20 protein-coding genes and 1 pseudogene are annotated in these 24,883 nt (G+C 68.8%); 10 read left to right on the top strand and 11 right to left on the bottom strand.

Annotated features, from left to right (window positions below; translation table 11 throughout):
• Positions 1–4: 4 nt before the first annotated feature.
• The 5 genes from DB30_RS22805 to DB30_RS22785 all read left to right on the top strand — a co-directional run bounded on the left by DB30_RS22805 (position 5) and on the right by DB30_RS22785 (position 5,583).
• Entirely contained in the window at positions 5–940 is a 936-nt protein-coding gene (locus DB30_RS22805; RefSeq protein WP_052552491.1) for a radical SAM protein, read from the top strand.
• The gene (locus DB30_RS22800) at positions 937–1,890 is read left to right on the top strand and encodes a radical SAM protein (RefSeq protein WP_052552489.1); all 954 of its coding nucleotides are present in this window, start codon (positions 937–939) and stop codon (positions 1,888–1,890) included. Before DB30_RS22805 ends, DB30_RS22800 begins: the two co-directional genes overlap by 4 nt.
• Positions 1,887–2,675, top strand: coding sequence for a hypothetical protein (locus tag DB30_RS22795; RefSeq protein ID WP_052552487.1), 789 nt, complete (start codon positions 1,887–1,889; stop codon positions 2,673–2,675). The genes DB30_RS22800 and DB30_RS22795 overlap by 4 nt, the downstream gene beginning before the upstream one ends.
• A complete protein-coding gene (locus DB30_RS22790; RefSeq protein WP_052552484.1) occupies positions 2,672–4,834 on the top strand; it encodes a neutral/alkaline non-lysosomal ceramidase N-terminal domain-containing protein in 2,163 nt (720 codons plus the stop codon). Before DB30_RS22795 ends, DB30_RS22790 begins: the two co-directional genes overlap by 4 nt.
• Before the next feature lie 212 nt (positions 4,835–5,046).
• On the top strand, positions 5,047–5,583 hold the full coding sequence (locus DB30_RS22785) for a hypothetical protein (RefSeq protein ID WP_146660156.1): 537 nt from the start codon (positions 5,047–5,049) through the stop codon (positions 5,581–5,583).
• A 60-nt stretch (positions 5,584–5,643) separates the two neighbouring features.
• Here the strand turns inward: DB30_RS22785 and DB30_RS22780 are convergent, their stop codons facing one another.
• Entirely contained in the window at positions 5,644–7,056 is a 1,413-nt protein-coding gene (locus tag DB30_RS22780; protein ID WP_052552481.1) for an APC family permease, read from the bottom strand.
• A 69-nt stretch (positions 7,057–7,125) separates the two neighbouring features.
• The gene (locus DB30_RS22775) at positions 7,126–7,914 is read right to left on the bottom strand and encodes an enoyl-CoA hydratase (protein ID WP_052552479.1); all 789 of its coding nucleotides are present in this window, start codon (positions 7,912–7,914) and stop codon (positions 7,126–7,128) included.
• A 37-nt stretch (positions 7,915–7,951) separates the two neighbouring features.
• On the opposite strand from DB30_RS22775, the gene DB30_RS22770 reads away from it, so the two are divergent.
• Entirely contained in the window at positions 7,952–9,322 is a 1,371-nt protein-coding gene (locus tag DB30_RS22770) for a trypsin-like serine protease (RefSeq protein WP_165703903.1), read from the top strand.
• Here the strand turns inward: DB30_RS22770 and DB30_RS22765 are convergent.
• Genes DB30_RS22765 through DB30_RS22755 form a run of 3 tightly spaced genes read right to left on the bottom strand, consistent with a single transcriptional unit; the run spans position 9,303 to position 11,370 of the window.
• The gene (locus DB30_RS22765; protein WP_052552475.1) at positions 9,303–9,809 is read right to left on the bottom strand and encodes a DUF1993 domain-containing protein; all 507 of its coding nucleotides are present in this window, start codon (positions 9,807–9,809) and stop codon (positions 9,303–9,305) included. The genes DB30_RS22770 and DB30_RS22765 overlap by 20 nt on opposite strands.
• A gap of 17 nt (positions 9,810–9,826) precedes the next feature.
• Positions 9,827–10,498: a hypothetical protein gene (locus DB30_RS22760; protein ID WP_052552473.1), complete on the bottom strand. Its 672-nt coding sequence runs from the start codon at positions 10,496–10,498 to the stop codon at positions 9,827–9,829.
• A 59-nt stretch (positions 10,499–10,557) separates the two neighbouring features.
• Positions 10,558–11,370 carry a hypothetical protein gene (locus tag DB30_RS22755; protein WP_146660150.1) on the bottom strand — a complete coding sequence of 271 codons (813 nt, stop codon included), beginning with the start codon at positions 11,368–11,370 and terminating at the stop codon, positions 10,558–10,560.
• Positions 11,371–11,453: 83 nt separating this feature from the next.
• On the opposite strand from DB30_RS22755, the gene DB30_RS22750 reads away from it, so the two are divergent.
• The 3 genes and pseudogenes from DB30_RS22750 to DB30_RS42410 all read left to right on the top strand — a co-directional run bounded on the left by DB30_RS22750 (position 11,454) and on the right by DB30_RS42410 (position 12,341).
• Positions 11,454–11,936 (top strand): helix-turn-helix domain-containing protein, encoded by a 483-nt coding sequence (locus DB30_RS22750; RefSeq protein WP_146660148.1) that lies wholly within the window; start codon positions 11,454–11,456, stop codon positions 11,934–11,936.
• A gap of 34 nt (positions 11,937–11,970) precedes the next feature.
• Positions 11,971–12,114, top strand: a pseudogene (locus DB30_RS43155) (PAAR domain-containing protein); the annotation flags it as partial.
• Between the two features lie 14 nt (positions 12,115–12,128).
• The gene (locus tag DB30_RS42410) at positions 12,129–12,341 is read left to right on the top strand and encodes a PAAR domain-containing protein (RefSeq protein WP_052552467.1); all 213 of its coding nucleotides are present in this window, start codon (positions 12,129–12,131) and stop codon (positions 12,339–12,341) included.
• Positions 12,342–12,503: 162 nt separating this feature from the next.
• Here DB30_RS42410 and DB30_RS42405 read toward each other — a convergent pair whose 3' ends face one another.
• The 3 genes from DB30_RS42405 to DB30_RS22735 all read right to left on the bottom strand — a co-directional run bounded on the left by DB30_RS42405 (position 12,504) and on the right by DB30_RS22735 (position 18,928).
• Entirely contained in the window at positions 12,504–12,791 is a 288-nt protein-coding gene (locus DB30_RS42405; protein ID WP_052552465.1) for a hypothetical protein, read from the bottom strand.
• Positions 12,792–12,903: 112 nt separating this feature from the next.
• Positions 12,904–16,935, bottom strand: coding sequence for a serine/threonine-protein kinase (locus tag DB30_RS22740; RefSeq protein ID WP_052552463.1), 4,032 nt, complete (start codon positions 16,933–16,935; stop codon positions 12,904–12,906).
• A 67-nt stretch (positions 16,936–17,002) separates the two neighbouring features.
• Positions 17,003–18,928 (bottom strand): fumarylacetoacetate hydrolase family protein, encoded by a 1,926-nt coding sequence (locus tag DB30_RS22735; RefSeq protein WP_052552461.1) that lies wholly within the window; start codon positions 18,926–18,928, stop codon positions 17,003–17,005.
• 578 nt (positions 18,929–19,506) lie between these two features.
• Here DB30_RS22735 and DB30_RS22730 point away from each other — a divergent pair.
• A complete protein-coding gene (locus DB30_RS22730; RefSeq protein ID WP_146660142.1) occupies positions 19,507–21,075 on the top strand; it encodes a serine/threonine-protein kinase in 1,569 nt (522 codons plus the stop codon).
• Between the two features lie 10 nt (positions 21,076–21,085).
• Here the strand turns inward: DB30_RS22730 and DB30_RS22725 are convergent, their stop codons facing one another.
• The 3 genes from DB30_RS22725 to DB30_RS22715 are packed head-to-tail and all read right to left on the bottom strand — an operon-like array spanning position 21,086 to position 24,844.
• Positions 21,086–22,630 (bottom strand): bifunctional GNAT family N-acetyltransferase/carbon-nitrogen hydrolase family protein, encoded by a 1,545-nt coding sequence (locus DB30_RS22725; protein WP_052552456.1) that lies wholly within the window; start codon positions 22,628–22,630, stop codon positions 21,086–21,088.
• A 58-nt stretch (positions 22,631–22,688) separates the two neighbouring features.
• On the bottom strand, positions 22,689–23,921 hold the full coding sequence (locus DB30_RS22720; protein WP_052552538.1) for an RtcB family protein: 1,233 nt from the start codon (positions 23,919–23,921) through the stop codon (positions 22,689–22,691).
• Complete coding sequence (locus tag DB30_RS22715; protein WP_052552454.1) at positions 23,918–24,844, bottom strand: S1 family peptidase; 927 nt, start codon at positions 24,842–24,844, stop codon at positions 23,918–23,920. The genes DB30_RS22720 and DB30_RS22715 overlap by 4 nt, the downstream gene beginning before the upstream one ends.
• Positions 24,845–24,883: the final 39 nt, after the last annotated feature.

The following is a 24,883-nucleotide window of genomic DNA, read 5'->3' as shown; positions in this document are numbered from 1 at the left end:
TTGCATGGCCCATCAGCTGCCGATCCTCACCAACACCTGGTCGCCCGAGCCGCAGCCGCTCGAGGATGACGGCGCCGCCCCGCCGTGGCCCCACCAACCTACCGTGGAGTGGCAAGTCTGCGGGCAGTGCAACTACGACTGCAGCTACTGCATTCAGTCCAAGAAGTACCGGGTTGGCTACCCCACCCGTGACGAGCTCGACGCGGCGCTGGACTTCCTCAACGGCCTGCCGGGTCAGTGGGAGGTCAAGATGACCGGCGGCGAGCCCTTCGCCTCGCGGCTCTTGCTGGATCACATCGTGCCGCGGCTGGTCGCGGGGTCGCACACCATCTCGACGCTCACCAACCTCTCGGCTTCGACCAAGCAGCTGCAGCGCTTCGCGGCGCTGACCCACGGGCGGCTTGGGATCGTCTCGGCCAGCTTGCACCTCGAGTTCACGCGGGTGCCCGACTTCATCGCGCGGCTCGAGCTGCTGCGCGACCACGCCCACGCCAACGCGCGGTTCGTGGTCAACATGGTGCTGGTGCCCGATCGCCTGGCCGAGGTCGCGGCGGCCAAGCGCGAGGTCGAGGCCGCCGGGTTCCGCTGGTTTGGCCAGCTGATGAAGGTCAAGCGCGGGCTGCATCCCTACACCGCAGCGCAAATGCGCGAGGTCGAGGCGATCATCGGGGATCTCGAGCTCGCAACCCGGACCCGCAGCGCCAACATGGCGCCGGCCTACACCGGGCGGCGCTGCTGGACGGGCGCCCGCTACTTGGTGCTGCTGCAGTCCGGCGACGCGTGGGCGTGCCGGACCGCGCGGCGCCACGACCAGGGGTTTCTCGGCAACGTCGTGCGGGGCCAGGTCGAGCTGCGGCCCGGTCCGATCCGCTGCCCCTATTCGATCTGCCCGTGCACCGTCCCCGCCAACCGCGGCATGATCGAAGGAGTCGCCCGATGAAGCGCGGCGCGCCCCCGCCGGTGCCCGCCGGCCGCAAGCTGTACCCGGCAACGCCCCCGCCCACGCGCGGCGCGATCTCGTGGAACATGAACACCAGCTGCAACTACCGGTGCAGCTACTGCACGCAGCGCTTCATCGACGACCGCGGGCGCTGGGCCGCGGATCTGCCCCGGTTCATGGCGGCCTTCGCCGCGCTGCCGGGGGCCTGGGAGATCAAGCTCTCGGGCGGCGAGCCGTTCGTGCACCCCGGCTTCCTCGAGGCCGTCGCGGGGCTGGCCAAGCTGGACTTCGTGGTCAGCGTGGTCACCAACCTGTCGGCGAGCCAGGCCAAGCTCGCGGACTTCATGCAGGCCGTGGGTCCGCAGCTGGGCGTGCTCAGCTGCTCGCTGCACCTCGAGTACGTCGACATCGACGACCGGCCGGATCAGCGCGACACCTTGTCGGCGTTCATCGATCGCTGCAGCTTCGCCCGCGACCACGCCCCCGCTGGCGCCAGCGTGTGCGTGACGTGTGTGGCGACCCGCGCCAACCTGGCCGCGCTGCCGCGGCTGCGCGAGCGCTTCGCCGCCGCGGGGCTCACGTTCAAGATCCAACCAGAGAAGCAAGATCGCGAGGTCATCGCCTACACCCCCGGCGAACGCCAGGCGCTCGTGCAGCTTGGCGGCCACAACCTGACCGGATCGATCGCGCCAGACTACGCCGGGCAGCCGTGCTGGGCGGGCGCCCGCTACTTCGTGGTTGATGATCGCGGCGAGGCGTATCGCTGCTATCCCGCCCGCCGCTACCGGACCGAGCGGCTTGGCAACCTGCTCGACGGTAGCTTCACGCTCGCGCCCCTGCCCGCCCCCTGCCGCTATCGCTACTGCAACTGCACCGTCCCGATCGCGCGCGGCATGATGCCCCGCGCGGCGGCGCGCGAGACCACCCACACAACCCGAGGCCCAACATGAAATTCAAGACCTTTCGGGCGCTGATGATCGGCGCGGGGATCATCGTTGGCGGCGCGCTGGTGTTCTGGCTGGGGCGCGCGGCGATCAGCGCCAACGACAGCTCCATCGTCCTGGCGCTCGAGCAAGAGTCGCAGCTGGTAGAGACGACCCTGCTCGAGATGTTTGGTACCTCCGCGCAGGGCCGCGACAAGATCAAGGACCACCTCGGCGCCAACGGGCCCAAGCTCAACGTCTACGCCGAGAATGGCGTGTGGGCGCGCGCGAAGCTGGACCTCGATCGCGACGAGCGCTGGGACGAGAAGTGGCGGTGGTCGAACGGCGTCGTGTATCGAGCCGTCGCCCCGGCCGACGATGACAACTATGGGCCCGAGCAGGTCGTGGGCGGCGGCGCGGCGCCTGTCCCCGCGCCTGTCCCCGCGCCCCCCCCACCCATCGAGCCCGCGTCGAGCCCGGTGCCCGTACCCGCAGGCGAAGCCGATGGCGACCCGACCGGCCCGGACCTGCGCGAGGTCGACCAGCTCATGCTCGAGCTGCTCACGCAGCCCGTGCAGACCAAGATCAAGGACGCGAGCAAGGGCCGGTCGTTCAAGATCAACGTGTACAGCGACGACGGCCTGCGCTTCAACCGGGCCAAGGTCGACATCGATCGCGACGATCGCTGGGACGAGTCGTGGACCTTCAAAGCGGACGGCGGCGTCGAGCGCAAGGTCAGCCCCGCGGACGACGAGCAGTACACCGAGCGCTACCTGCTCGAGGCTGGTGTCCGTTGGCGCCCGCTCCCGTGAGTCGCCTGCGCCTGCGCCTGCACCTGTGCCACGGGGTGCTGACGATCGTCGCCGCGCTGCTGCTCGCGTGTGGGCAGCGGCCGGTCAGCCACGCCCCACCGACGCCCCAGCCCGGATCGGGTCAGCTGCTGGCCGGCGCCGCCAAGCTCGACATCACCCCGCTGCCCGGCGTGCCGCTTGGTGGCCACTCGGTCGAGAGCGGGGTGGGTCTGAGCGTGTGGACCCGGCTAACAGCCCGCGCGATCTACCTCGAGGATCAGCACGGCGAGCCGCTGGTGTTGGTCGCCGCGGATCTGTGGGCGATCCCGGCGGGGCTGTCCGACGCCGTGGTCGCGCGGGTCCGCGAGCAGCACGGGCTCACGCAGATCGGTCGGGCGCAGCTGTTGTTGGCGGGCACCCACACCCACCACAGCCCGGGCAATTTTTCGGACACCGCCTACTACAATCACGCCGCGTCCACGCGCATGGGCTTTGACCCGGAGCTGTTCGAGTTTCTGACCGATCGCATCGCGGCGGCGATCGCCGAGGCCGCCGCCGCTCGCAGCCCAGCGCAGCTGCGGCTGAACACCAGCGTCGTGCCACGGCTGGGGCGCAACCGCAGCCTCGCGCCGTTCCTGCGCAACCCCGAGGCGGATCTGCTCGTCGCTCACAACGCGGATCTGCCAGGGTGCACGCAGCCGGAAGACCCGGGTGTCCCGGCCGGTGTCGATGCTTGCCACGCGGTCGACCCAACCTTGACGACCCTGCGCATCGAAGATCTTCACGGTCAGCCAATCGCGGTCGCGGCCTTCTTTGCGGTCCACGCGACCGCGATGCTAAACGCCACCGACGTCTACAACGGCGACCTGTTCGCGGTCGCCACGGCCCACGCCGAGGCTGCCCTCACGCGCGCGCGACCGCAGCTTGCGGCGCCGGTCGTCGCCCTGTTCAACGGGCCCGAGGGCGACGTCTCGCCCAACTGGACCACGCAGGGCCGCGCCGACACCCTCGCGCTTGGGACCACCCTGGGCGCGGCGATCGTCGACGCCAGCCTGAGCGATGAACGACCCGCGAGCCCGGCCAGCGCGGGCGCGATCGAGAGCGGGTTCACGCGGGTGTCGTTTCGGGATCACGCGATCGAGGGCCCGCCAGCCGCCCACACGGCCCACCGCCCGCTCGCGGGCAAGGCGGTGCTCGGTGGCGCCGAGGATGGCCGCACCCGCTTTCACGCGCGTCGGCCCGAGGGCCAGACCGTCACCCGTGAGCGGCGTCCCGGTCACGGCCCCAAGCGGCCCGCGATCCCGCCCGCCGTGTTCGCGCTGATCTTCCCGGGCCCCGCGATCCCCCACGAAGTCCCGATCTCCGTGCATCGTGTTGGCCCGCTGACCTTCATCGGCCTGCCCGGGGAATTCTCGACGGTCATGGGCATGCGGATCCGCCAGGCGGTCGCGGCCAGCAACCCCGACACCGCGCCACGACCGATCGCCATCGGCCTGGCCGACGAATACCTGAGCTACTTCACCACGCCGCAGGAGTACGCGCTGCAGCACTACGAGGGCGGCTCGACGCTGTGGGGTCAATACGCGGGCACGCTGATCGCCGAGCAGCTCGGCGCGCTCGCTCGCGGCGTGGGCATGGAAGCGACCGCGTTCGCCTCGAGCGGCGCGGGCAACTCGGCGCGGGTGGCCCCAGGCTTTCATCGTGACTTTGCCCTGCGCCCGGGCCCCCACGCCCGCCGCGTGCTCGCCAAACTCGAGCAGAGTGTGCACGAACAGCTTGGCATCGAGACCAGCCTGGACCTGCTCCCGCGCCTGCACCTGCAGGCCAGCGCCCCGAGCTGGGCGGCGCCGAGCTGGCCTCGCGTTCAGATTGAAGTGCGTGATGCCAACGGCCGCTGGTCGCCGCTGCTGCGCGAGGGTGTCCGCGTGGACGAGGGTGGGACCGAGTTCGTCATGGTTCCGCGCGACGTTGGCCGCCAGCGCTGGGAGTGGGCGATCTGGTGGATCGGCGAGGTCCCCGAGGCGCTCACCCTGCGGCTTCACGCCTACGCCCACGATGGCAGCGAGCACTGCACGCAAGCGTTCGCGCGCGACCACCTTGGCGCCCCCGAGGCGGTCGCGTGCACGGCCCACGCGAACGTGATCATCGACGCGCGCGACGGCCTTGGCGTGGTCCCCTGAGGGCCAAAATGCCCCAGCTCCAGACCGACGGTTGCAGAACGCAACGCGTCGAATTCCTACGAGAAAAGTCCCTCGCGAGGGCACTTGCCGATCGACTCGAGGCAGCGAATTACACAGTCATCTCGCATCCAAGCCCGGTCGAGACGCGGACCGCAACGGCCGCCCAATCGCAACACTGCAACCTAACAATCGTTAGACGAAAAACTACCACAATGATGATTCATGAGACGATTCCCGCCCGTATTGTTTTGACCCTGGCGTTCTCGATCCTCGGGCTCGCGTGCGCTGATGACCCACCACCCGGCGGCGAAGGCCAGGACACGCAACATACTAGTGACACGGACGACAGCGGCGATGGAGATGGCGAGTCCGGCGACGGCGACTCCGACTCCGAGTCCGACTCTGGCGACGGCGACGGCGACGACTCCGGTGACGGTGACGGCGACGGCGACTCTGGCGACGGCGACGGCGACACCGACTCCGGCGGCGACGGGGATGCCGCGGTCCAAGAGGCGTGCGCGACCTCGTGCCAGGTGTGGTCCACCTGCGTGTTCCCGTGGGCAGAGTGCGAGCAACTGTGCATCGAGGGCTATCAGGAGCTCGAGGGTGACTGCTTCGACAAGACCCTCGCACTCTCCATGTGTCAGGCCAGCCTCACCTGCGAGGAGTACATCGCGTACCTCGACAGCGAGCCCGGCAACGCGTGCGAGGCCGAAGAGCAAGCCCAGCTCGAGTGCGACCCCAGCTGAGATCGAGGCCGCGAACATGGCCGTGCTCGCGGGGCATCGTCCCGCGAGCACGGCTTCAATTCACAAAGGCGAGCTTCGATCCCGCCGCCGCCGCCACAGCCAGAACACCGGCACCCCCGACAGCACGATCGCAACATCCAGCGCGAACTTGCCTGACTCCCGGATCGCGTAGTTGCCCAGCAAATACATGGTAGCCAGCAAGAACGCGAAGGGGACCCATGGATAGCCCCAGGTTTTATACGGCCGCTCCAACTCGGGTCGCCGCCGCCGCAACACCAGCACCGCCGCGACCGATAGTGCATAGAACGGCCAGATCCCGATCACGAATTGATCCGCCAGCTCCGCGAAGCCCTGAAACGACACGAACCCAACCCCAAGCACGATCGACAGCAGGATCGCCCCGCCCGGCGTGCCGTGCTTTGGGTGAACCTTGGCGAGGCTGCGAAAGAACAGGTCGTCCTCGGCCATCGCAAAGAACACCCGCGGCCCCGTCATCATCGAGCCATTGAGGGTGCCAAAGGTGCTGATCGCCACGGCCCCGGCGACGAGCACCGCCCCGATCGGACCGAGCAACGCCTCGGCCACGTCGGCCGCGATCAACGGCCGCCCAGGCATCTGATCGAGCGGCACCACGCGCAGGTAGACCATGTCGACCAACAGATACAGCCCGACCACCAGCGCGGTCCCGCCAATGAACGCCCGCGGGAGGTTGCGCGCGGGATCCTTGATCTCGCCGCCGACAAAGCCGACGTCCGACCAGCCATCGTAGGCCCACAGCACCGCGACCATGGCCAGCCCAAACGCCGCGAGCCCGCCCACTTCGGGGGCGTGATCTGGGCGCACCGGCAGCTCGGCGATGGGCGGGAGCGCGTTGGGGACCATGGCCAAGCCCACCCCCACCAAGCCCAGGATCGCCGCGACCTTGAGCGCCGTCGACACGTTCTGAATGATCGCCCCGAGCCGGATCCCGCGAAAATTGACGATCCCCACCACGACGATCATCAGCGCCGCCAGGCCCTGCGCCAGACTGATCACCAGCCCGCTGTCGGGATCGGGCCCCGGGGGGATCACCACCCACAGCGCCCGCCCGGCGTCGTGCCCAAGCACCCGCCAGGTGTACTCCGCCGAGGTCACCGCGATCGCCCCGTAGGCCGCGGGCCGCAAGATCACCAGCTCCGCCCAGCCAAACAAGAACGCCGGGAGCTCGCCGAAGGCCTCGCGCACGTACACGTAGATCCCGCCCGTGCGGGGAAACATGCCGCCAAGCTCGGCGAAGGTCAGCGCGCCGGCCAGCGCGACCAGCCCACCTAGCACCCACGCGAGCACGAAGGGCCCGAGCGCGTTGATGTCTTGGGCCACGACCGCGGGTGAACGGAAGATCCCGCTGCCGATCGTGGACCCAACCAGCACCGCGATCGCGCTGAAGGTCCCAAGCCGACGCGGCAGGCGTTCGCCCCAGTGATCTTTGGCCACTTCGGAGGGGGGGTCGGTAGCCAATTCGACAGGTGGTTCGGCGCTCATGCTGGTGCCCGGCGATGAACGCTACTCGAACTTGGAGAAGTCCGGCTCGCGCTTGGCAAAGAACGCCGCGAACGCCTCGGCCGCCTCGGGCGAGGTCAAGCCCGCGCCAAACGACTCGAACTCGGCCGCCATGGCCTGGGTGACCGCCGCGCGATAGCCGTCACGCATCAAGCGCTTGGAATTGCGCAGAGCGGCGGGCGGCTTCTTGCTCAGGCTCACCGCGATCGAGTGCGCACGATCGAGGACGGCCGCGTCGGCCAAGACCTGGTTGATCAGGCCATACTCGTAGGCAACCTGGGCGGTGAAGGGCTCGCCAAGCAAGAGCAGCTCGGCCGCGCGCTGGTAGCCCATCAGCCGCGGCAGCAAGTAGCTCGAGCCGGCCTCGGGACACAGACCCAGGTTGACGAAGGGCATGTGGAAGCGCGCGCTCTCCCCCGCGTACACGAGGTCGCAGTGCAACAGCATGGTCACGCCGATCCCGATCGCCGGCCCCTCGACCGCGGCGACGATCGGCTTTTCGCAGGCGACGAGGTGGGCCAAGAAGCGCGCGACCGGGCTGTTGGTCCCGGTTGGCGGCGCCTGCATGAAGTCCTGCAGATCGTTGCCCGCGGTGAACACCCCCTCGCTGCCGCGCAGCAAGATCACCCGCACGTCGCCACGCTCGCGCGCCTGCTCGAAGCCGGCGTTGATCGCCGTGTACATCGCCACGCTGAACGCGTTCTTCTTGTGCGGCCGACGGAAGCTGATGGTGCAGATGCCGGCGTCGAATTCGACGAGGATGTGCTCGCGGGTCTCGTTGGGTGCAGACATGGGGGCGCTCGCCGTCAGTGTAGGGCACACTCATGGCGTGCGCGCCAGGATGTTCGCAGGGCTGATGCTGGCCGCGGTCCCGTACGGGGTCGCCGGGGCTGCACCGCCTGACGCGATCGCCCCGCAGCCGGCCGGGATTGTGGGTGGCGAGCCCAGCTCGACCTGCGCGTGGCCAAGCGTCGTCGCGCTGCAGACGGGCGGGCTGTGCACGGGCACCCTCGTGCACCCGCGGGTCGTCGTCTACGCGGCCCACTGCGGCACCTTCCACACCTCCGTGTTGTTTGGTGAGAACGCCAACGCCCCGACCCGCGAGGTGCCCACGCTCCGCTGCGAGCGGCACTCGGATCTGTTCGCGGTCAGCTCGATGGACTACGCCTACTGCGAGCTCGCCGAGCCCGTCACGGACATCGCGATCACGCCGCCACTGGTCGGCTGCGACGCGGCGCTGATCCAAGTGGGCACGCCAGTAACGATCGTCGGGTTTGGTGACACCACGATCGACGCCCCCGAGCAGGTCGGGATCAAGCACGAGGCGACCACCGCGATCGTCGGCTACGTGAGCACGGTCGGCATCGGCGGCATGGGGGTTGGCGCCGACGCGGGTGACTCGGGCGGGCCGGCGTTTGTCCAGCTCGAGGATGGTAGCTGGCGGCTGCTGGGGATCGTCTCGGGCGGCGGCGGTGACGGGGCCTCGGTCCAGTACGTGCCTGCGCCCGTGGTGATCGAGTGGATCGAAGATCGCAGCGGCATCGACATCACGCCCTGTCACGCGGGTGACGGCAGCTGGGCGCCAACCCCCGAGTGCGAGGGCTTCTACGTCGCCACCGAGCCCGGCGCGCAGTGGGCCGAGGGCTGCCCGAGCGCGGTGTCGGGTCCCTCGGATCGCTGCGGACCGCCGTGGACGGATCTCGTGGATGGCGAGCCGCCCAGCGTCGCGTTCGTCGACCCCGTCGACGGCGACACGTTTCCAGCGGCGGCCGTCGTGTTCAACGTGCTCGCAGAGGCGAGCGACGCGGGCGTCGGCGTTGCGCGGGTCGAGCTGTCTGTCGACGGCGCGCCATGGCTGACCCCGCTCGGCCAAGTCGCCGCCGACGAGGTCCCCCCCTATCGCTTCGAGGGGGTCGAGGTCCAAGCCACGGGCGAACACCTGCTCGAGCTCAAAGCGATCGACTACTTTGGCAACAGCTCGACCGCGAGCGCCGTGATCACCCTCGAAGGGCCCAGCGGCGATGGCGACACCACCACCGACACCGGCGAGGCCACCACCGACACCGGCGACGGCCCCCCCGGCGACGACACGGGCGGCGGCTGTCACTGCGCGAGCGACCAAGACGCGCGCCCCCTGCCCGCCTTACTCGGCTTGCTGGGCCTGTTCGGCCTGGTCCTGCTCAGGCGTCGCGCTTGCTGAGCGTGCCCAGATAGTCGCGCTTGCCCAGGCCCACGCCGTTGTGACGCAAGATCGCGTAGACGTGGACCGAGTGGAAGTAGAAGTTGGGCATCACGTGCTCCAACAGATAGTCGTGCGTCGACATGACCTTGCCCTCCCAGCGTGACTGGGTGACGGTCCGCTCGCCGACGTCGCCGAAGTCGGCCGCGGTGAGCCCTTCGAGGTAGGTCAGCGTCGCGGCGATCCGCTCGCGCAGCTCGGCGATCGTCTGCTCGCTGTCCGCGTGCGACGGGGCCTCTTTGCCGGTGATCCGGGCCGCGCCGAGCTTGGCGGCGTCACACGCGATCTGGACTTGCCGCGCGAGCGCGAATTGATCGGGCGCCAGCCGCTGGGTCATGAACACATCGACGTCGAACTTCTTCGCGTCCGCGTAGGTCGCCGCGGTCATCAACCAGCTGTCCATCTGGGCCAGCTGCTTCTTCATCTGTCCGAAAATCTGGGTGTACATGCGCGCATGCTACTCGATCACCGCACCACGATCTCGACGTCCATGGTCCGCGTCGTGCCGGCGCCCCCGCCGATCGTGAACACGCTGCGGTAGCGCCCAGCGGGCAGCGGCGGAAAGTCGGGGCACTCGCTGCCGACGTAGCTGCTTGGATCCACCAGCCGCGTGTTGGCGTACCAATCACACGGGATCGCCAGCTCACCCCTGGGCGGCAAGGTCACGCGCTCGGGCGGCGGCTCGGTCGAGACCGCCTGCAGCGTGCAGGCGTCGTCGGGCCCCGGCCCCTTGCCAAGCCGCACGGTCCGCACGGCCGCGAGCGGCAAGAAGCTCTGGAACGCCAGATCGATCACCAGCTCTTGCTTGCTCTGGTTGCGCAGCAACAGCTCGAACTCGAGGCGCTGCCCGGCTTGAACCTCGAGCTTGCGCGGGGCCTCGACCACGAGCAGCTCGGGGTCGGGCAGCGGCGAGGCCTCGCTCGCCGTGATCGTGCACGGGCCCGCGCCGACCAGCGTGAGCAGATCCAGCCCGTCGCCAACGCAGCGCGACGGATCCACGCGGGAGTCACCCGACTCGCGCACGAGCTCCCGGCCGGTCTTGACGGATGGCTTGGGTTCGAGCGCGCTTGTGGTCGTGCGCGGGCAGCCGAGCAGCAGCGCGGTCGCCAGCGCTAGCGAGACTTGCCGAACCGCCACGCCTACCAGTTAACAACAGTCGGGACAAATGCGCGAGCCCGCGCTGCCGCCGGCCGTGCTCAGGCCGCTGGCGCGAGCTCGGACAGGAGCTTGCTCCAGGCCTCGCCCCACACATCAATCGTCCCCGCGGGGCCGACCAGCTTGAAATACCAAGGGTCACCGGCACCCTCAATTGCGGCCGCGAGCAGCCGCGCCTCGGCGATCGGCGGCTGTGGTGGCGCCCCCGGCATCGACTGGCCCGCGTAGGCCCCCCGAACATCGATGCTTGCCACTTTTAGGGTACCCGCCTGGATCTCGGCCGTCTGGGCCTCGGCGCCCTCGGCCAGCACAATCTGTGCTTTCCATCGCTCGATATTCTGTTGAGTCGAGCCTGCGCCGCCCTCGAAGCGGTAGACGACCAGCGTCGCGTCACCGCCCGGCCCCGGCAGCGTGAACTCGGCCTTGCGCATCATGCTCGAGCCGGCGCCCCGCTCCCACTCGCTGGGCACCATCAGCTTCAGGCCGTCGACGAGCTCCTCGCGGGTCTCACCGGTGGGCGTCACGTCGCGCGGGGGGCCTGGGGGTTTGGCCGCTGGCAACTTGGCGTGGGGATCGTGGCCCGCGGCGGGACCGGGCGCGCCCATGTTCGCGTGTGGGTCTGCTGCGGGTGAGGCGTGCGGCGGGGCGCTGGGCTGGGCGGCCTTCGCTTGCTCGGCCGGCTTGGCTGGCTTGGCGTCGCAGCCAAGGCCGGCCACACATGTGCACAAGAGAATGGCGGTCAGGATCTCGCGCGGCATCCCGGCGAGATTGCCCGGGATCTCCGCGTTGGGCCAGCTGGCGGGCGCGGTCCATGCGCGGCGGCGGCCTGACGCCGACCACCAATCCCCCGCCACCGGTCATTTTTGTCACCCAGCTGGTATTTTGAACTTTGGGCGAATTTTTCCAAATCGATCCGGCGAGTTTTGACACCACCAACATGTGTGCCAACGCCCCGGGCGCGCAGCCGGATCGACTCATGCAAAACACCCGCCGGACCAAGCGAACCGTCAACCTGACTCCCCAGCAGCGCCTCGAGCTGATGCGGCTGTCATCGCCCGAGACCCGCGATGAAGCCGTACGCGTGCGCGCCCACATCATCCTCAGCTGGGCCGCCGGCGCGACCGGGGCCCAGAGCGCGGCGCTGCTCGAGACCTCGCGCCGCACGATCAGCAAGTGGCGGGCCCGGTTCGACGAGGGTGGGGTTGACGCGCTGTGGGATCGGCCGCGGCCTGGGGCGCCGCCAACCATCTCGGAGGGCAAGGTCACGGAGCTGCTGCGCTTGCGGCAGTCGCCGCCCCCGGTCGGGGCGCCGCGCTGGACCACGCGGATGCTGGCCAAGCGGACTGGGCTCAGCCAGTCAACGGTGGTGCGGATCGCCGCCAAGCTGCGCGACCACAGCGAGCATGCTGCGATGCTCTGAGCCCCACCGCGGCAGCCCTCCCGCTTGAACATGCTTGGGTGAGCGGACGCGCCTTGCCTACCCGAACATCGCCCGGACCGCGGATCTGACCAGAGGTACGCGCAAGATCACGATCAAGGGCAACGCGGTGGCCGTGGAAGGCGCGACCCTGCGAATGAGCACGGGCGACGAGGCCGGGAGCGCTGGGGGGGGGTGCTGTCCGGGAAGATCAAGGACGCGCTCAGCTGGGGGTCGTGCAGTCCCGACGTACGCTTTGAAGGAAAGGGCGTCCTGCGCTTCTTCGACGCGACCCTGCACAACGGGAACGGGAGCGACGACAACGGCATCAGCGCGGGGGGCTACTACATGCGGAAGGCCGAGGCGGAGCTGGATCAGCTGGCCGCAAACGTACACGCCGCGTCTTGACGGCGCCGCCAACCCGCACAGGGGTTGCATCACCTTTCGGCGAGGGCCGACCACAACGGCGTTTCGGCTTCGCGCCCTCGACGAAAATTCCGGCGTGCGGCGCACGACACATTGCGCCACGGGCTTCTGTAGCGCCAGGCAAGGCTGGAGAGACGGTTCGCTTCATCCGCCCATTGGGGTCAACTGTAGCTCGCCGCCGGACAACGAGATCCGAACACGAGACCCTACCCCAAGGTCATCATCATCTGACTCGATCATGAGCAAACAGTCACGCGCCACCCGAAGATAGGTCATCCCGTCGCCGTCTCTCGATTCGATGACCCCAGTGACAACGACCTTGCCGGCTTCCATGGAAATTCCGTTGTCTCCATCGCTGGTGATAGTGGCGTTGCGGCCGAGCTCAATCGAATCCTCTACGTCCAACTCCGCGTCGTAGGTTGCGCCGACCACGGGCGGCTCCTGCCCTGACCAACCAGACCGCCCCTTTCCTGCCTCACAGGAAAACACGACCCGATATCCCCCACCGAGACAACCCTCTGCTTCTTGAACTAAAATTTCCACATCACCCCCGACCGGGCGCCAGCGCGTCCACCAGCCGCATCGGCGCGGTAATCCCCTGCGCTTCGAAATACCCCCGCGCCAGCTCCCCCGCCGCCGAATCCCCAAGCCCCCCAAGCCGCGTACGCACCGAAGCAAGGTGGGCCCCCATCGCCAACGCCTCGAAGCTCTCGGCCGCCCGCCGCCACGCCGCCTGTGCAGCCGCGTCATCCCCCAAGCAGCTGTGCAGCGCGGCCTCGAGCGCGATCGCCTGCGCGGCCACCTGCGGCTTGTGACCCCCGCGCAGTCGCTTCAAGTCATGACGCACCAACTCCAGCGAGCGCTGCGTGTCGATCCCCTCTAGCGCCGCGCGGACCCGGCTTCGGCCCCGTAGCTCGTAAAAGTCGATGTGGCTGGGCATCATCATGGCCACGATTCGCGCGCGCGTGTCCCCAAGCACGCGCTCGGCCGTTCCTACGGCCCCAGCCGGATCACCCGCGAGCATCGCGATCTCGACCTCGGTCATCGCCATGATGATGTGTTGAAACGTGATCTGCCGCGGGTGCCACTGCTCGCGCACCTCGGCCAGCAGCTGGCGACATTCAGCGAACGCCGCATCGGTCTGTGGCCCCGTCCCCGGGTCAATGTAGATCGCCGTCACCAGCGAGAGCAGCGCGCTGAGCGAGATGTGCTCGTGGCGATTGCCCAGATCCCGCGCCGTGGCCACGCGCTCGGGCAGCTGCGCGCGCAGCAGCCCAAACCGACCAAGCAGCTTGCTCACGTACATCCACTGGACCGTGCTCGCGCCGCGAATCCACCCAGAGTTGGGGCTCTCGTCGAGCCGCTCTTGCAGCTCCTCGAACTCGCTCGCGGCCTCGAGCCAATTCCCCGAATGATCGTGGTGGTTGGCGGTGACGTACTCGACCACGCGGTGGTACTCGGGCTCGCTCACCCCTTTGACCAGCTCGCGGGCGACGTCCATCAGCGCCCGACCTTTCTGCTTGCGACCGATCGCCACGAAGATCGCGGCGTCGTGCACCAAACACCGAATCAAGCGCCGGGCCTCGCCAGCCCGCAGCGCCAGGCGAATCGCTCGAGACTGCTGGTAGCCGGTGAAGATCGCCTCGTGGTGGGTCAGCCCGGTCTTGGTCGCCAACAGCGTGTCGATCCGCTCGAGCAGCTGCGGCGGGACCTCGGACTGTTGGCGTTGCTTGAACGCGTAGCCACGAATGCCGAGCAACAGCCGGTTCCACAGCGTGCCGACGATCGCCATGAAGGTGCCGCGCGGATGCCAGATGCCGACGGCGCGCAGGACCGGCGTGATCGTGTCCATGCCCTCGTCGAGGTAGCCAGCCTTGACCAGCTCGCTCGCGGCCCGACGCTCGAGCTCGCGCGAAGCCTGCGGGCTGTCGGCGCCGGGCGCCAAGCCAATGAACATCGCGGCGGCCTCGGCCCCGCGACCCAGATCCACGAGCTGCTCGGCGAGCGCGAGCTCGAGCCGTCGGCGACGATCGTGCTGATCACCGGGGATCAGGGTGAGCGCGCGTCGGTACAGCTGCGCCGCCCGATCAAAGGCCAGGGCCGCGGCTGCGTCTGCTGCCGCCCGCTCCGTGTAGTCGAGCGCCCTGTCAGGATCGCCACCGACCGCGAAGTGTTCGGCGAGCGCCTCGGACTCACCGCCGCCAAGGGCCTCGAAGGCCTCACCAAGCGCGAGGTGAGTGGCCCGCAGCTCGGCCGGCGACAGCTCGCCAACCGCGACCACGCGGATCCGATCGTGGGCAGCCTCGAGCAGGGTGACGCCGCGCTTCGCGTCAGCTTCGGCCCCCTTCTCGGGCCCCCCCTTCTCGGCCCCCCCCTTCTCGGCCCCCTCCCTGGCCCCGTCTTTTGCGTGACGCAGCAACAAGTTGGCGTGGACCAACGCGGCGATCGCCAGCGCCATCGCGGCCGGCTCGAGCCCCGCACGGGCCGGCGAGATCGCCGTGGCAGACGACTGCGGCCGGGTCTCGAGGTCCCCCTCGGGGTAGGTCACGAGCCCGTCGTCGTCCCAGCCGTCCGCGCCGCAAGCCCGCAGCACGACGGCGAGCGGGGTCGGCCCAGCCGCGACGGCGACGGTCGCCAAGATGCTGCGTTGAATCGGCTCGAGCGCGACGATCCGGCGGGCGACGAGGCGGTCCAGCGACGCGTCGCTGCTGCTGCTGTGGGCGTCGTCGCCCATCACCATCTGCCCAATGTAGAAGGGGTTGCCCTGCGCCCGGCGAGCGAAGACCTCGGCCGCGCCCGTGTCGGGCCGCTCGGGGTCGCGCTCGCGCATCAACGCGTCCGCGAGCTCGCGGGCCTCGTCGCTGGACAGCGGACCGATCTCGAGCGCGCGCACGTCCCGGCCGCTGACGGCCTCGGTCCCGGTCAGCAGCTGCAGGGCCTCGCGCTCGTCAACCTCGTCGCGGAAGCTGATGATCAGCAGCATCGCCGGCGGATCGGGCGGGCGCATCAGCTCGGTGATCAGGCGCGCGCTGTCGACGTCGGCCCACTGAAAATCATCTACGTGCACGACCAGCGGGCGCCGCTCGCCCACCCGCGCCAGCACCTCGCGCAGCCCCGCCAGCCCGCGCCGACGCAGCTCACCGGGGTCGATGTCCATGACCCGCGCGCCGTCTGGCCACGCGTCGCCGAGCACCGGAAACAGCTGCAAGAGCGGGGCGACGTGGCGCGGCTGCAGGCGCGCGGCTTCGATCGCCTCGAGCCGCCGCAGGTAGATCGACAGCGCGTCGACGACCGCGTCAACGCCCTTGTAGGGGACCGACTCGCGCTCGAGACAGCGGCCGCGCAACAGCACGACGTCCCCCTTGCGCCGCAGCGTGGTCCAGAACTGATTGATCAGCGTCGACTTGCCTTGGCCGCTGTGGCCCCGCACGTGCACGGTCACGGGCGAGACGCTGTCGCGGACCCGTTCGAAGGCGGCCTCCAATCGCGCGAGCTCGGCGACGCGACCCACGAAGGGCGCCGCCTCGATCGCCGCAGCGCCGGCTGTGCCGGGCACGACGCCCCCGGGGATGCTGCTGATCCGTCCGTCCGCTTGACTCGCGTTCGATGCCGACACGCGCCCCGCGTACGCGACGAACTCTTTGCTGCTTGGCCGCTCGTCTGGCTCGACTCGCAGCGCGCGACGACAAAGGTCCAGCAGCGTCTCGACCTGGCCGCTGCGGGTCACCCCCGGATCCAGGCGCGCGGCCGGGTCCGGGATGTCGCCGTGGCGCTTGCTCACCAACACGTCGATCACCGAGCCCGCGAACGGGAGCGTGCCGGTCAAGCACTCGAACAGCATGGTGCCCAGCGCATAGAAATCGGCGGCGGTCCCCGCCACTTGGCCGCCGGCTTGCTCCGGCGCCATGTAGGCCGGCGTGCCCATCATCTGGCCCTCGCGGGTCATGCCGTCGTCAACCTCGGACAGCTCCGAGACCACGCCAAAATCGAGGATCACCACTCGCCCCTCGCGCGTGACCAACACATTGGAAGGCTTGAGATCACGGTGCACGCAGCGGGCGAGGTGCAGGTGATGGACCCCCGCGATCAGCTGACCCAGCGCGAGCTCGAGCCGGACAAGATTTGGCAGCTGACCAGCTGGCGTGTCGCCGCGGACGTAGTCGACGAAGGACTCGCCGTCGACGAGCTCCATGGTGAAGAACGCCTGCCCGCTCGGCAGCACCACCAGCTCGTCGAGCGCGATCAGGTTGTCGTGCTTGACGTCGGCGAGCGCCCGAAACTCGCGCTTGAACCGATACAGGCGCGTCGCGTGGATGTCCGACAGGACCTTGAGCGCGACAAACGGGCCGTCCTTGGTCTTGCGGGCCGCGAACACCTCGCCCATGCCCCCCGCGCCAAGCCTGCGATCGAGCTTGTAGGCGCCAAGCTGCGAGCCCACGCCCAGAGGCTGGTTGCTGCTTGGACCCGACCCAACGATCGTCGCTTGGTCCGCGTCCGCGGTCACGGTCACGTCATCGTGGGCGGCCGGGCTGGCGATGGTATCGGCGCCAGGGTTTGGGTCTCGAGGCTCAACCATCGTCGGGGCCCGGAGTGTACCGCCGTTCGCCAGGATAGGGCCCGGTGCGGGCATCGATCATTGGGCGTCAGTCATCGGGCTCGACCCCAACCACGCGCTCGATCGAGCCGAGGTAGCCCGCGCGGACCTCGACGACATCACCAGGCCGCAGGAACATGGTTGAGGTGGCAAAGCTTCGGATCGCGGCCCGCAGCTTGCCCAACCGGTCCAGCAGGCGCTCACCCATGACCCGCTTCCAGCGCGGGACCGTGAACGCCACACCCGACGGGGTTCCAGTCAGCAACAAGGTACCCGGCGGGATCGCCCCGCGGGCCTCGCACACGCGCGTCAACATTTGGCGAGGTGTCTCGAGCAACAGCTCTAGCCCCGCGTCTTGTCGGACCTCGCCGTTGACCAGGGTCTCGAGCCGCAGCGCTGGCCAGGCGTCGAGGTTGAACTGCGCGGGCACCCACGCGCGCGCGCTGGTCGGAGCGAAGCCCGGCAGCGACTTGGCGGCGCGCCAGTAGGCCAGACGATTCGGCTGACCTTCGCCAAGGATCTGGACGCTGCGCGCGGTCACGTCGTTGGCCACCACCAGGGCGACCCGCCCCCCGCTGGCCAGCGTGTCGAGCTTGCCAGGATCCGCGAGGCCATCGAGCAAGATCAAGCCAAGCTCGACCTCGTAGTCGAGCATGGCCGGCACGAACCCGAACGAGCTCATGGCCTTGGACAAGGTTGGATCCAAGGCCTCGAGCACCGCCCGCAAGCGCGACGAGGAGGGCCGCAACAGCTCACCCGCACCGGGCGACCAGACCGCGGGATCTTTGTCGAACACGACCGGATCAGGCCCGCTCGCGGTCTCTTTGGCGTGGGCCTTGTACGTGAGCCCCAGCGCGATGATCCCCGTTGGCGCCGGGGTGTCGATCCACGCGCCCGCGCCCGGCGGCTCGGCCCGCGGCTCGGCCCGCAACTCTGCCCGCGGATCTGATTGCAGCGATGCATCCGTGGCCCTGCGCGCTCGGATCGCGGCCTTGGGCTCGTCCCAGCCGACGTACGAGAACTCCTCGTAGTCCTCGGGTCCATGAAATTCGATGGCAGCGCAGCTCGAGCGCAAGCGTTGCTTCGGCAGCGCTCCCAAGCCGGCGCGCTCGTACAGCTCGACCTCCACCTGCGCGAGGTTGGTCTGCGCGACGTGCAGATCGCCGCCCTCGAGCTTTCGGTAGTCCCAGCCGGCGTAGGTCGCCGGAGGGGCCCAGCCGCGCACCAGCATCCGCCCGCCCGAGTAGGTGGTGGCGTGGTGCAGCACGCCGGCCCGGATCGACGCCACGCTCGCCCGCGCTGACTTGGTCAGGCTGGTGTTGTCGACCACTTCGTCGCCGAGCTTGGCCCACAGCGAGCACAGGTTGGCGCCGCCAGCCTTGGGCGCGACCGCGGTCAGCTCGAGCGAGGCGTCGCCTGCGGTGAAGCGCGGCGCCCAGACCCAGCGCAGCCACTCGAGCCGCTGCTTCCCCCAGATGTGCATCTGCGTGAGCAGGCCGCCGTCGAGATCGAGCCGCTGCCCGTCGAGCTCGACCCAGCCGGTCACCGCCGCGTCGGCGTGGGGGTGGGTCGCGTGGGTGCCCAAGGGCACGAAGCCAGGCAGCTTCGGCACGCGCTCGACCAGCGGATCGGTTGCGTCGTAGCCAAGCTCCCAGCGGATCGGGGCGCCGCTGCCAGCACAGCTCCCCTTGGAGCGCCCGTGGCCAAACTCCGCGTCGCCGACCCGCACACGAAATTCCCCCGCGTCGTCGTGGGTCGACATCGCCGTGAGCGGGTGGATCTCGCGTGCGGCTGTGGTCGCCCCGCGCTCCGACACCACCGCCCAGACCCGCGCGTCGCTCGAGCGGTCGCTGGCGAAGCGAGTGAAGCGAACCCACAGCGCGCGCTCGATCCCGGGCACCAGCACGACGAAGAACCAGATCTCGAATCCGCGACCCGACCACTGCGACCGATTGGCTTGAAGCGAAGGGATCATGACTGACGAGAGCGTCACCCTAACACCCCGGTCACCCGCGCTCGCAGGGATCCGCCGCGCGCGCTCGGGCGACCGGGACGAGCCCACTGGCCACGAAACGCCCGACAACTGCCACGCATCGGGCTGCAATCACTGCATGGGCGCGCAGGCTCACCTGCAATCATTGCTCGCCGCCGCCGTGGATCTTCCCTCTCGAGAGCGGGCCCGCGCACGCGATCGCCCGGTTTGGTGGGAGCGTTCCGTACCCGCCCGCCTCACCGCGACCGCGAACACGGCGGGGTCATCCAGGGCCGGCTACAGCGTTCCTGGCCGGCAACTCGCCGCCTGAATGGAGTCGCGCAATCGATGCGATGATCCAAATCCACATACCCACAGCACAAAGTGAACCCATTGCAACTCATGGGCGATGCGCTGAGGCACGCCGTGCCAGACCCACACGCTCCAGTTCGCGGTTATCCGCTGGCTTTGCAACCGGAGCCAAACAATGCCACTTTCTCAATGCTGCGGTCTTGTCTTGGCGCTGCCCCGCTCCTCGCCCGCCGGTCTGGAGTACAGTCTGATCTTTGGGTGCTTTTCGCATGCACATGCTCAACAACGAGTACCGCTTGCTCAGACGGCTTGGCCGCGGTGGCATGGGCGAGGTCTGGGAGGCGGCGCGCATCAAAGAGAACCATGTCGTGGTGCCCTGCGCGATCAAGCTGCTGCACCTCGACTTCACCGAGACCACCCGCGAGCGCCAGCTGTTCTTCGACGAGGCTCGCATCGCCACGCAGCTCGATCACAGCCGGATCGTCAAGGTCATCGACATCGGCACGGACAAGGGTGGGCGCCCGTTCTTGGTGATGGAGCGGGTTGACGGCATCGACCTGCGCAGCTTCCTCAAGGAGGCTGAAAAAGAGGAGCTGCTCCCGCTCGACATCGAGATCACGACATTCATCATTGGCGAGGTGTTGGCCGCCCTCGACTACGCGCACGAGCGCACGGTCGGGGGCGCGGACGCGGGCATCATCCACTCGGACGTCACGCCCGGGAACATCATGATCTCGTCCAGCGGCGAGGTGAAGCTGACCGACTTTGGGATCGCACGGTTTGCGGCCACCGCCGGCCCCATGACCCGGGCGATCGGGACCCCGCGCTACATGTCGCCCGAGCAGCTCGTGGGCGATCCCAAGCGCGAGACCGACATCTACGGGCTCGGCGTCGTGCTCCACGAGATGCTCGATGGCAACCGCTTCCTCGACGGCTGCACCCCCGACCAATTTCGTTCGCGCGTGCTCGAAGGGCCGCCGCCCGAGCTGACACGCACCGACGTCCCCAAGTGGCTCGACGATCTGCGCAGGCGAATGGTCGCCACCGATCACCGAGATCGACCGCGCGCCAGCGAGGCGCGGGCGGTGTTGATCGAGCATTGCCCCCGCTACCTCGCCGCTGGCGAGCGGCTCAAGACCAACTACTACGCGCGGCTGATCGGCCGGCGGCGCTCGGGCGTCACGCAGCTGCTCAGCGGGGTCGACGAAGCCCACCTCCACGGCTTGAGCGTGCAGATCGGTCAGGACGCGGCGGACTCCAAGATCGCCAAGCGCCCCCAGCTCGACGGCATCCCCGAGCATGATCCCCACCGCGAGGTCACGGAGCGAGATCCACCGGCAGGCCCGATCGCGCCCCTCGCAGCGCCCGAGGCCCACGCAACCCACACGGGCGAGCACCACGAGCCTTGCGAGCGGATCGTGGCCACCGAGGTCCTGCCCGCGCACAGCAGCTGTGCGCACCCCGAGCGGGTCGCCAAGCACGAGCTCTCCGAGACCGGCGAGGACTCGGTCTCGACCCCGCTCCTCAGGTCCCAAGCCAGCCCGATCATCGACCACGGTTGGGCCGCCGTGACCTATTCGATGTGGCTAGCGATCATCGGCGGCGCGGCGGCGTTGATCTTGTTGACCGCCGTGATCGTGCTGCTGGCCCAGCTGCTCGCCGCCGACACGCCCCCAACCCCTGCGCGCGCCCCCAACCCCGCCCCCGCCCAAGACGGCCCCAGCGTGGATGTCGTCGAGCCTCCGCCCGGCGACACCGCGGCCGCCGATCAACCACCGACGCCACCGCCCGCCAACGCGATGACACGATCCGCGACCTGTCACGTCGCCCGCCGCTGACGACCTGAACTCAGTATTCGGTTGGCTTGTCGCCGTCTTTGATCATGACCTTGTAAAGGTCCGTCCGCCGGTCAACCCACGGCCGCACGCTGCCGAGCTTGCGGGTTCGCCGGAGCACGGCCATGTCCAGGTCGTGGATGATCAGGGCCTCGACGTTCTCGTTGGCCTGGGCCGCGATCCCATCGCGTGGAAACTGGATGTCCGAGGGCGTCAGGATCGCCGCTTGGGCGTAGTGAATGTCGGCGCCCTCGACCTGCGGCAGGTTGCCGATCGGGCCCGAGAGCACGCAGTACACGTGATTCTCGATGCACCGGGCCGCGGCGCACGAGCGGACCCGAATGTGGGCTGCGCGAATGTCCGTGTTGTAGGGGATGAACATGATCCGCGCCCCACGCCCGGCGGCGACCCGGGCCAGCTCGGGGAACTCCACGTCGTAGCAGATCAAGATCGCGACCTTGCCCATGTCGGTGTCGAACACCTGGACGTCGTTGCCATGCTCGACGCCCCACCAGCGCTGCTCGGCCGGGGTAATGTGGAGCTTGTATTGCTTCTCGACCCGACCGTCGCGGTGGAACAAATACGCGATATTGAACAAGCGCCCCTTCTCGACGGTGAGGTGGCTCCCGGCGATCACGTTGACGTTGTACTTGATCGCGCTGCGCTGAAAATAGTCGATGTACTGCTCGGTGAAGCGATCGAGGTTGCGAGCCTGCAGCGCCGGGCGCTCGGGCGGTAGCAGCCCCAGCAGCTGGTTGGTCAGCAGCTCGGGGAACAGCACGAAGTCGCAGTGATAGTCGGCCGCCGTGTCGATGAAGAACTCGCACTGGGTCGCAAACTCCTCGAAGCTCGCGACGGATCGCATCTGGTAGTTCGCGGTTGCGACCCGGACCGAGTCGGGCGCGAGCGCCTGCGGCGGCGTGTAGTGGGGGTTGAGCCACTCCATCAGCACCGCGAAGCCGCAGCTCTCGGCATCCGAGGGCAGGTAGTTTGGCAGCACCCGACGGATCGCAAAGCCGTTGGCGAGCTGGGCGTTGAGGGTCGTGTCGCGGATCTGCTTGCGAACGACGTGCGCCACATAGTCGTGGATCGAGAGCTCGCCTTGGTGCTTGTGGAAGTTTGGCACCCGGCCGCCGATCAACATGCGCCGCAGGTTGAGGGTTCGGGCCAGCTCCTTGCGCGCTTCATACAGGCGCCGGGCGAACCGCTGCCCGCGGCTGCGCGGCCGCACGGCGATGTCGATGCCGTACAGGGTGTCACCCTCGGGGTCGAAGGCGCTGGCCGAGCCGGTGATCTCGAGATCCTTGAAGGCGTGGTTTTGGGTATAGGCGGCGCCGTTGACGAGCAGCGAGCTGGACGTCGCGACGATCTTTCCGTCGAGATCGACGCACAGCTGCCCCTCGGGGAACATCTCGATCAGCCGGTTGAATTGGGCCTTCGACCAGGGGGCGATGCCGGGGAAGCACTCCCGCTGCAGGTCTCGAACCTGCTCGAGATCCCGCTTGCGGAGCTTGCGAACGACGACGAGCTGTTTGTCCCGGGTCCGAGTGGATGCCATCGCGGGACCCTTACCACACCCCCCGTCCAACGCGCGCGGAGAAGTGCGGGGGTCTGTGTCAGCCTTTGACGCACACAACTTGGCGAAGCGTGTGCACGATCTCGACGAGGTCGGCCTGCGCGGCCATCACCGCCTCGATCGGCTTGTAGGCCGCGGGGGTCTCGTCGATCACGCCCTCGTCCTTGCGACACTCGACGTGCTTGGTGGCCTCGGCGTGATCCTGAACGGTGAAGCGCTTGCGGGCCTCGGTTCGGGACATCGCCCGGCCGGCGCCATGGCTGCACGAACAAAAGCTCTCGGGGTGGCCCTTGCCGCGCACGATGAACGACTTTGCGCCCATGCTGCCGGGGATGATCCCGTACTCGCCGTCGCCAGCGCGCACCGCCCCTTTGCGGGTGACCCACACCTCGGCGCCATAGTGCCGCTCACGCGCGACATAGTTGTGATGACAGTTCACGGCCACGCTGGGGGTCGTGAACGGGCGCAGACCCGGGGCTTGCTCGAGCGCAGCCAGCACCGCGGCCATCATGAGCTCGCGGTTGATCCGCGCGAAGTCCTGGGCCCAGCCAACCGCCTGCACGTAGTCGTTGAAGTGCTCGGTGCCCTCTGGGAAGTACGCGAGGTTCTCGTCGGGCAGGTTGATGAACCACCGCCGCATCTCTTCGCGGGCCAGGCGGATGAAGTACGAGCCGATCCGGTTGCCGACCCCGCGCGAGCCCGAGTGCAACATCACCCAGACCTGCTCGCGCTCGTCGAGGCACAGCTCGATGAAGTGGTTGCCGGTCCCGAGCGTGCCAAGGTGCACGACGTGGTTGGCGTCGGCGATCTTGGGGTGCTTGTCCACGATCACGTCGAAGCGCGATGACAGCTCGCTGGACCAGCGCCCACCAACCTGCTTGGGGATGTCTCCCCACGCGCCGCTGTCGCGACTGCGCCGGTTGTTGCTGCGGCCGTGGGGCACGGCCCGCTCGATCGCCGCGCGCACCGGCCCAAGCGTGTCGGGTAGGTCCTCCGCCCGCAGCGAGGTCTCGACCGCCATCATGCCGCAGCCAAGATCCACGCCGACCGCCGCTGGCACAATTGCGCCCTTGGTGGGGATCACCGAGCCGACCGTGGCGCCCATGCCCCAGTGCGCGTCGGGCATCGCCGCGACCCACTTGTGGATGAAGGGCAAGCGCGCCACGTTGGCCAGCTGCCGCAGCGCCGCGTCCTCGATCGGGACCCCCTTGGTCCAGCGCTTGATCGGGACCGCACCCTCGAGGTTGTCGACTTCGTAGTTTCCCGTGTTCATCGTCGCCACCAGACCCTAACACCGAGGCCCGCCAATAGCCCGAGCTGGACCAGCAGCCACCACGAGAGCTCGCGGGGGTCGTTGACTGAGCCGGCGCCGCTGATCTCGCAGCCGCAGCCGTCGTCGGCCCGCTCGCCGGCGAGCGCGACACAGTCACACTGATCACAGCCGCTGGGCAGCAGGTCCACGCCGCTGTCGTCACGCAGCCAGCACAGCTCTGGCAGCGGCACCCCGTAGATGCCGCCCAGTCCACACTCGCCGCCGCGCGAGATCACGCCCGCGAGCCGCCAATCTCCGGTTGCGAGCTGGATCAGCGCCGGCCCGCCCGAGTCGCCCAGGCAGGTGTCGTTGCCGTCGCCGCCGGCCCGAAATTCGCGGCCCGACTCGTTGAACCCGGTCACCGAAGCGGTCACTTCGCGCTTAATCCCGACGACCCCCGCCTCGTCCTCGCCAAAGCCAACGAACACCGCCTCGTGACCGACCTGCATCAGCTCGTCGAACTCCGCCTGGTTGGTGATCGGCAAGATCGGCTCGAGCGGCATGTCGCCCGGCAGGCGGACCCACGCGAAGTCGTGCAGATCCTCGCCGCACTCGGACGGCAAGCAAAAGTCCGGGTGACTGCCCCACTCGCTCGACATGATCTGCACGCCGCTGAGCCGGTCGTCGCCAAAGCTGACGCGGATCTCGCCCAGGGGCGCCGGGTCAAAACAGTGCGCGGCCGTCAGCACCAGGTTGGGCGCGACCAGGGTGCCTGTACACAGCTTGTTGGTCTGGACCGAGACCACCGCTGGCCACGCCCCTGGCACGACCGGGTCGCCGCCGTAGATCAGCGGATCGAGCGGGTCATGATCAACTTGGCCGGGTCCGGGGATCGGACCCACGGCGAACCACGCACCGGTTAGCACGAGAGCGAGCGACTGCATGAACAGCTAGCATACGCACTGTTCTAGGCGCGTGCGAGG

Origin of the sequence: Enhygromyxa salina, assembly GCF_000737335.2 — a bacterium.
GTDB lineage: Bacteria > Myxococcota_A > Polyangia > Nannocystales > Nannocystaceae > Plesiocystis > Plesiocystis salina_C.
This window is presented reverse-complemented; position numbering and strand designations above follow the sequence as displayed.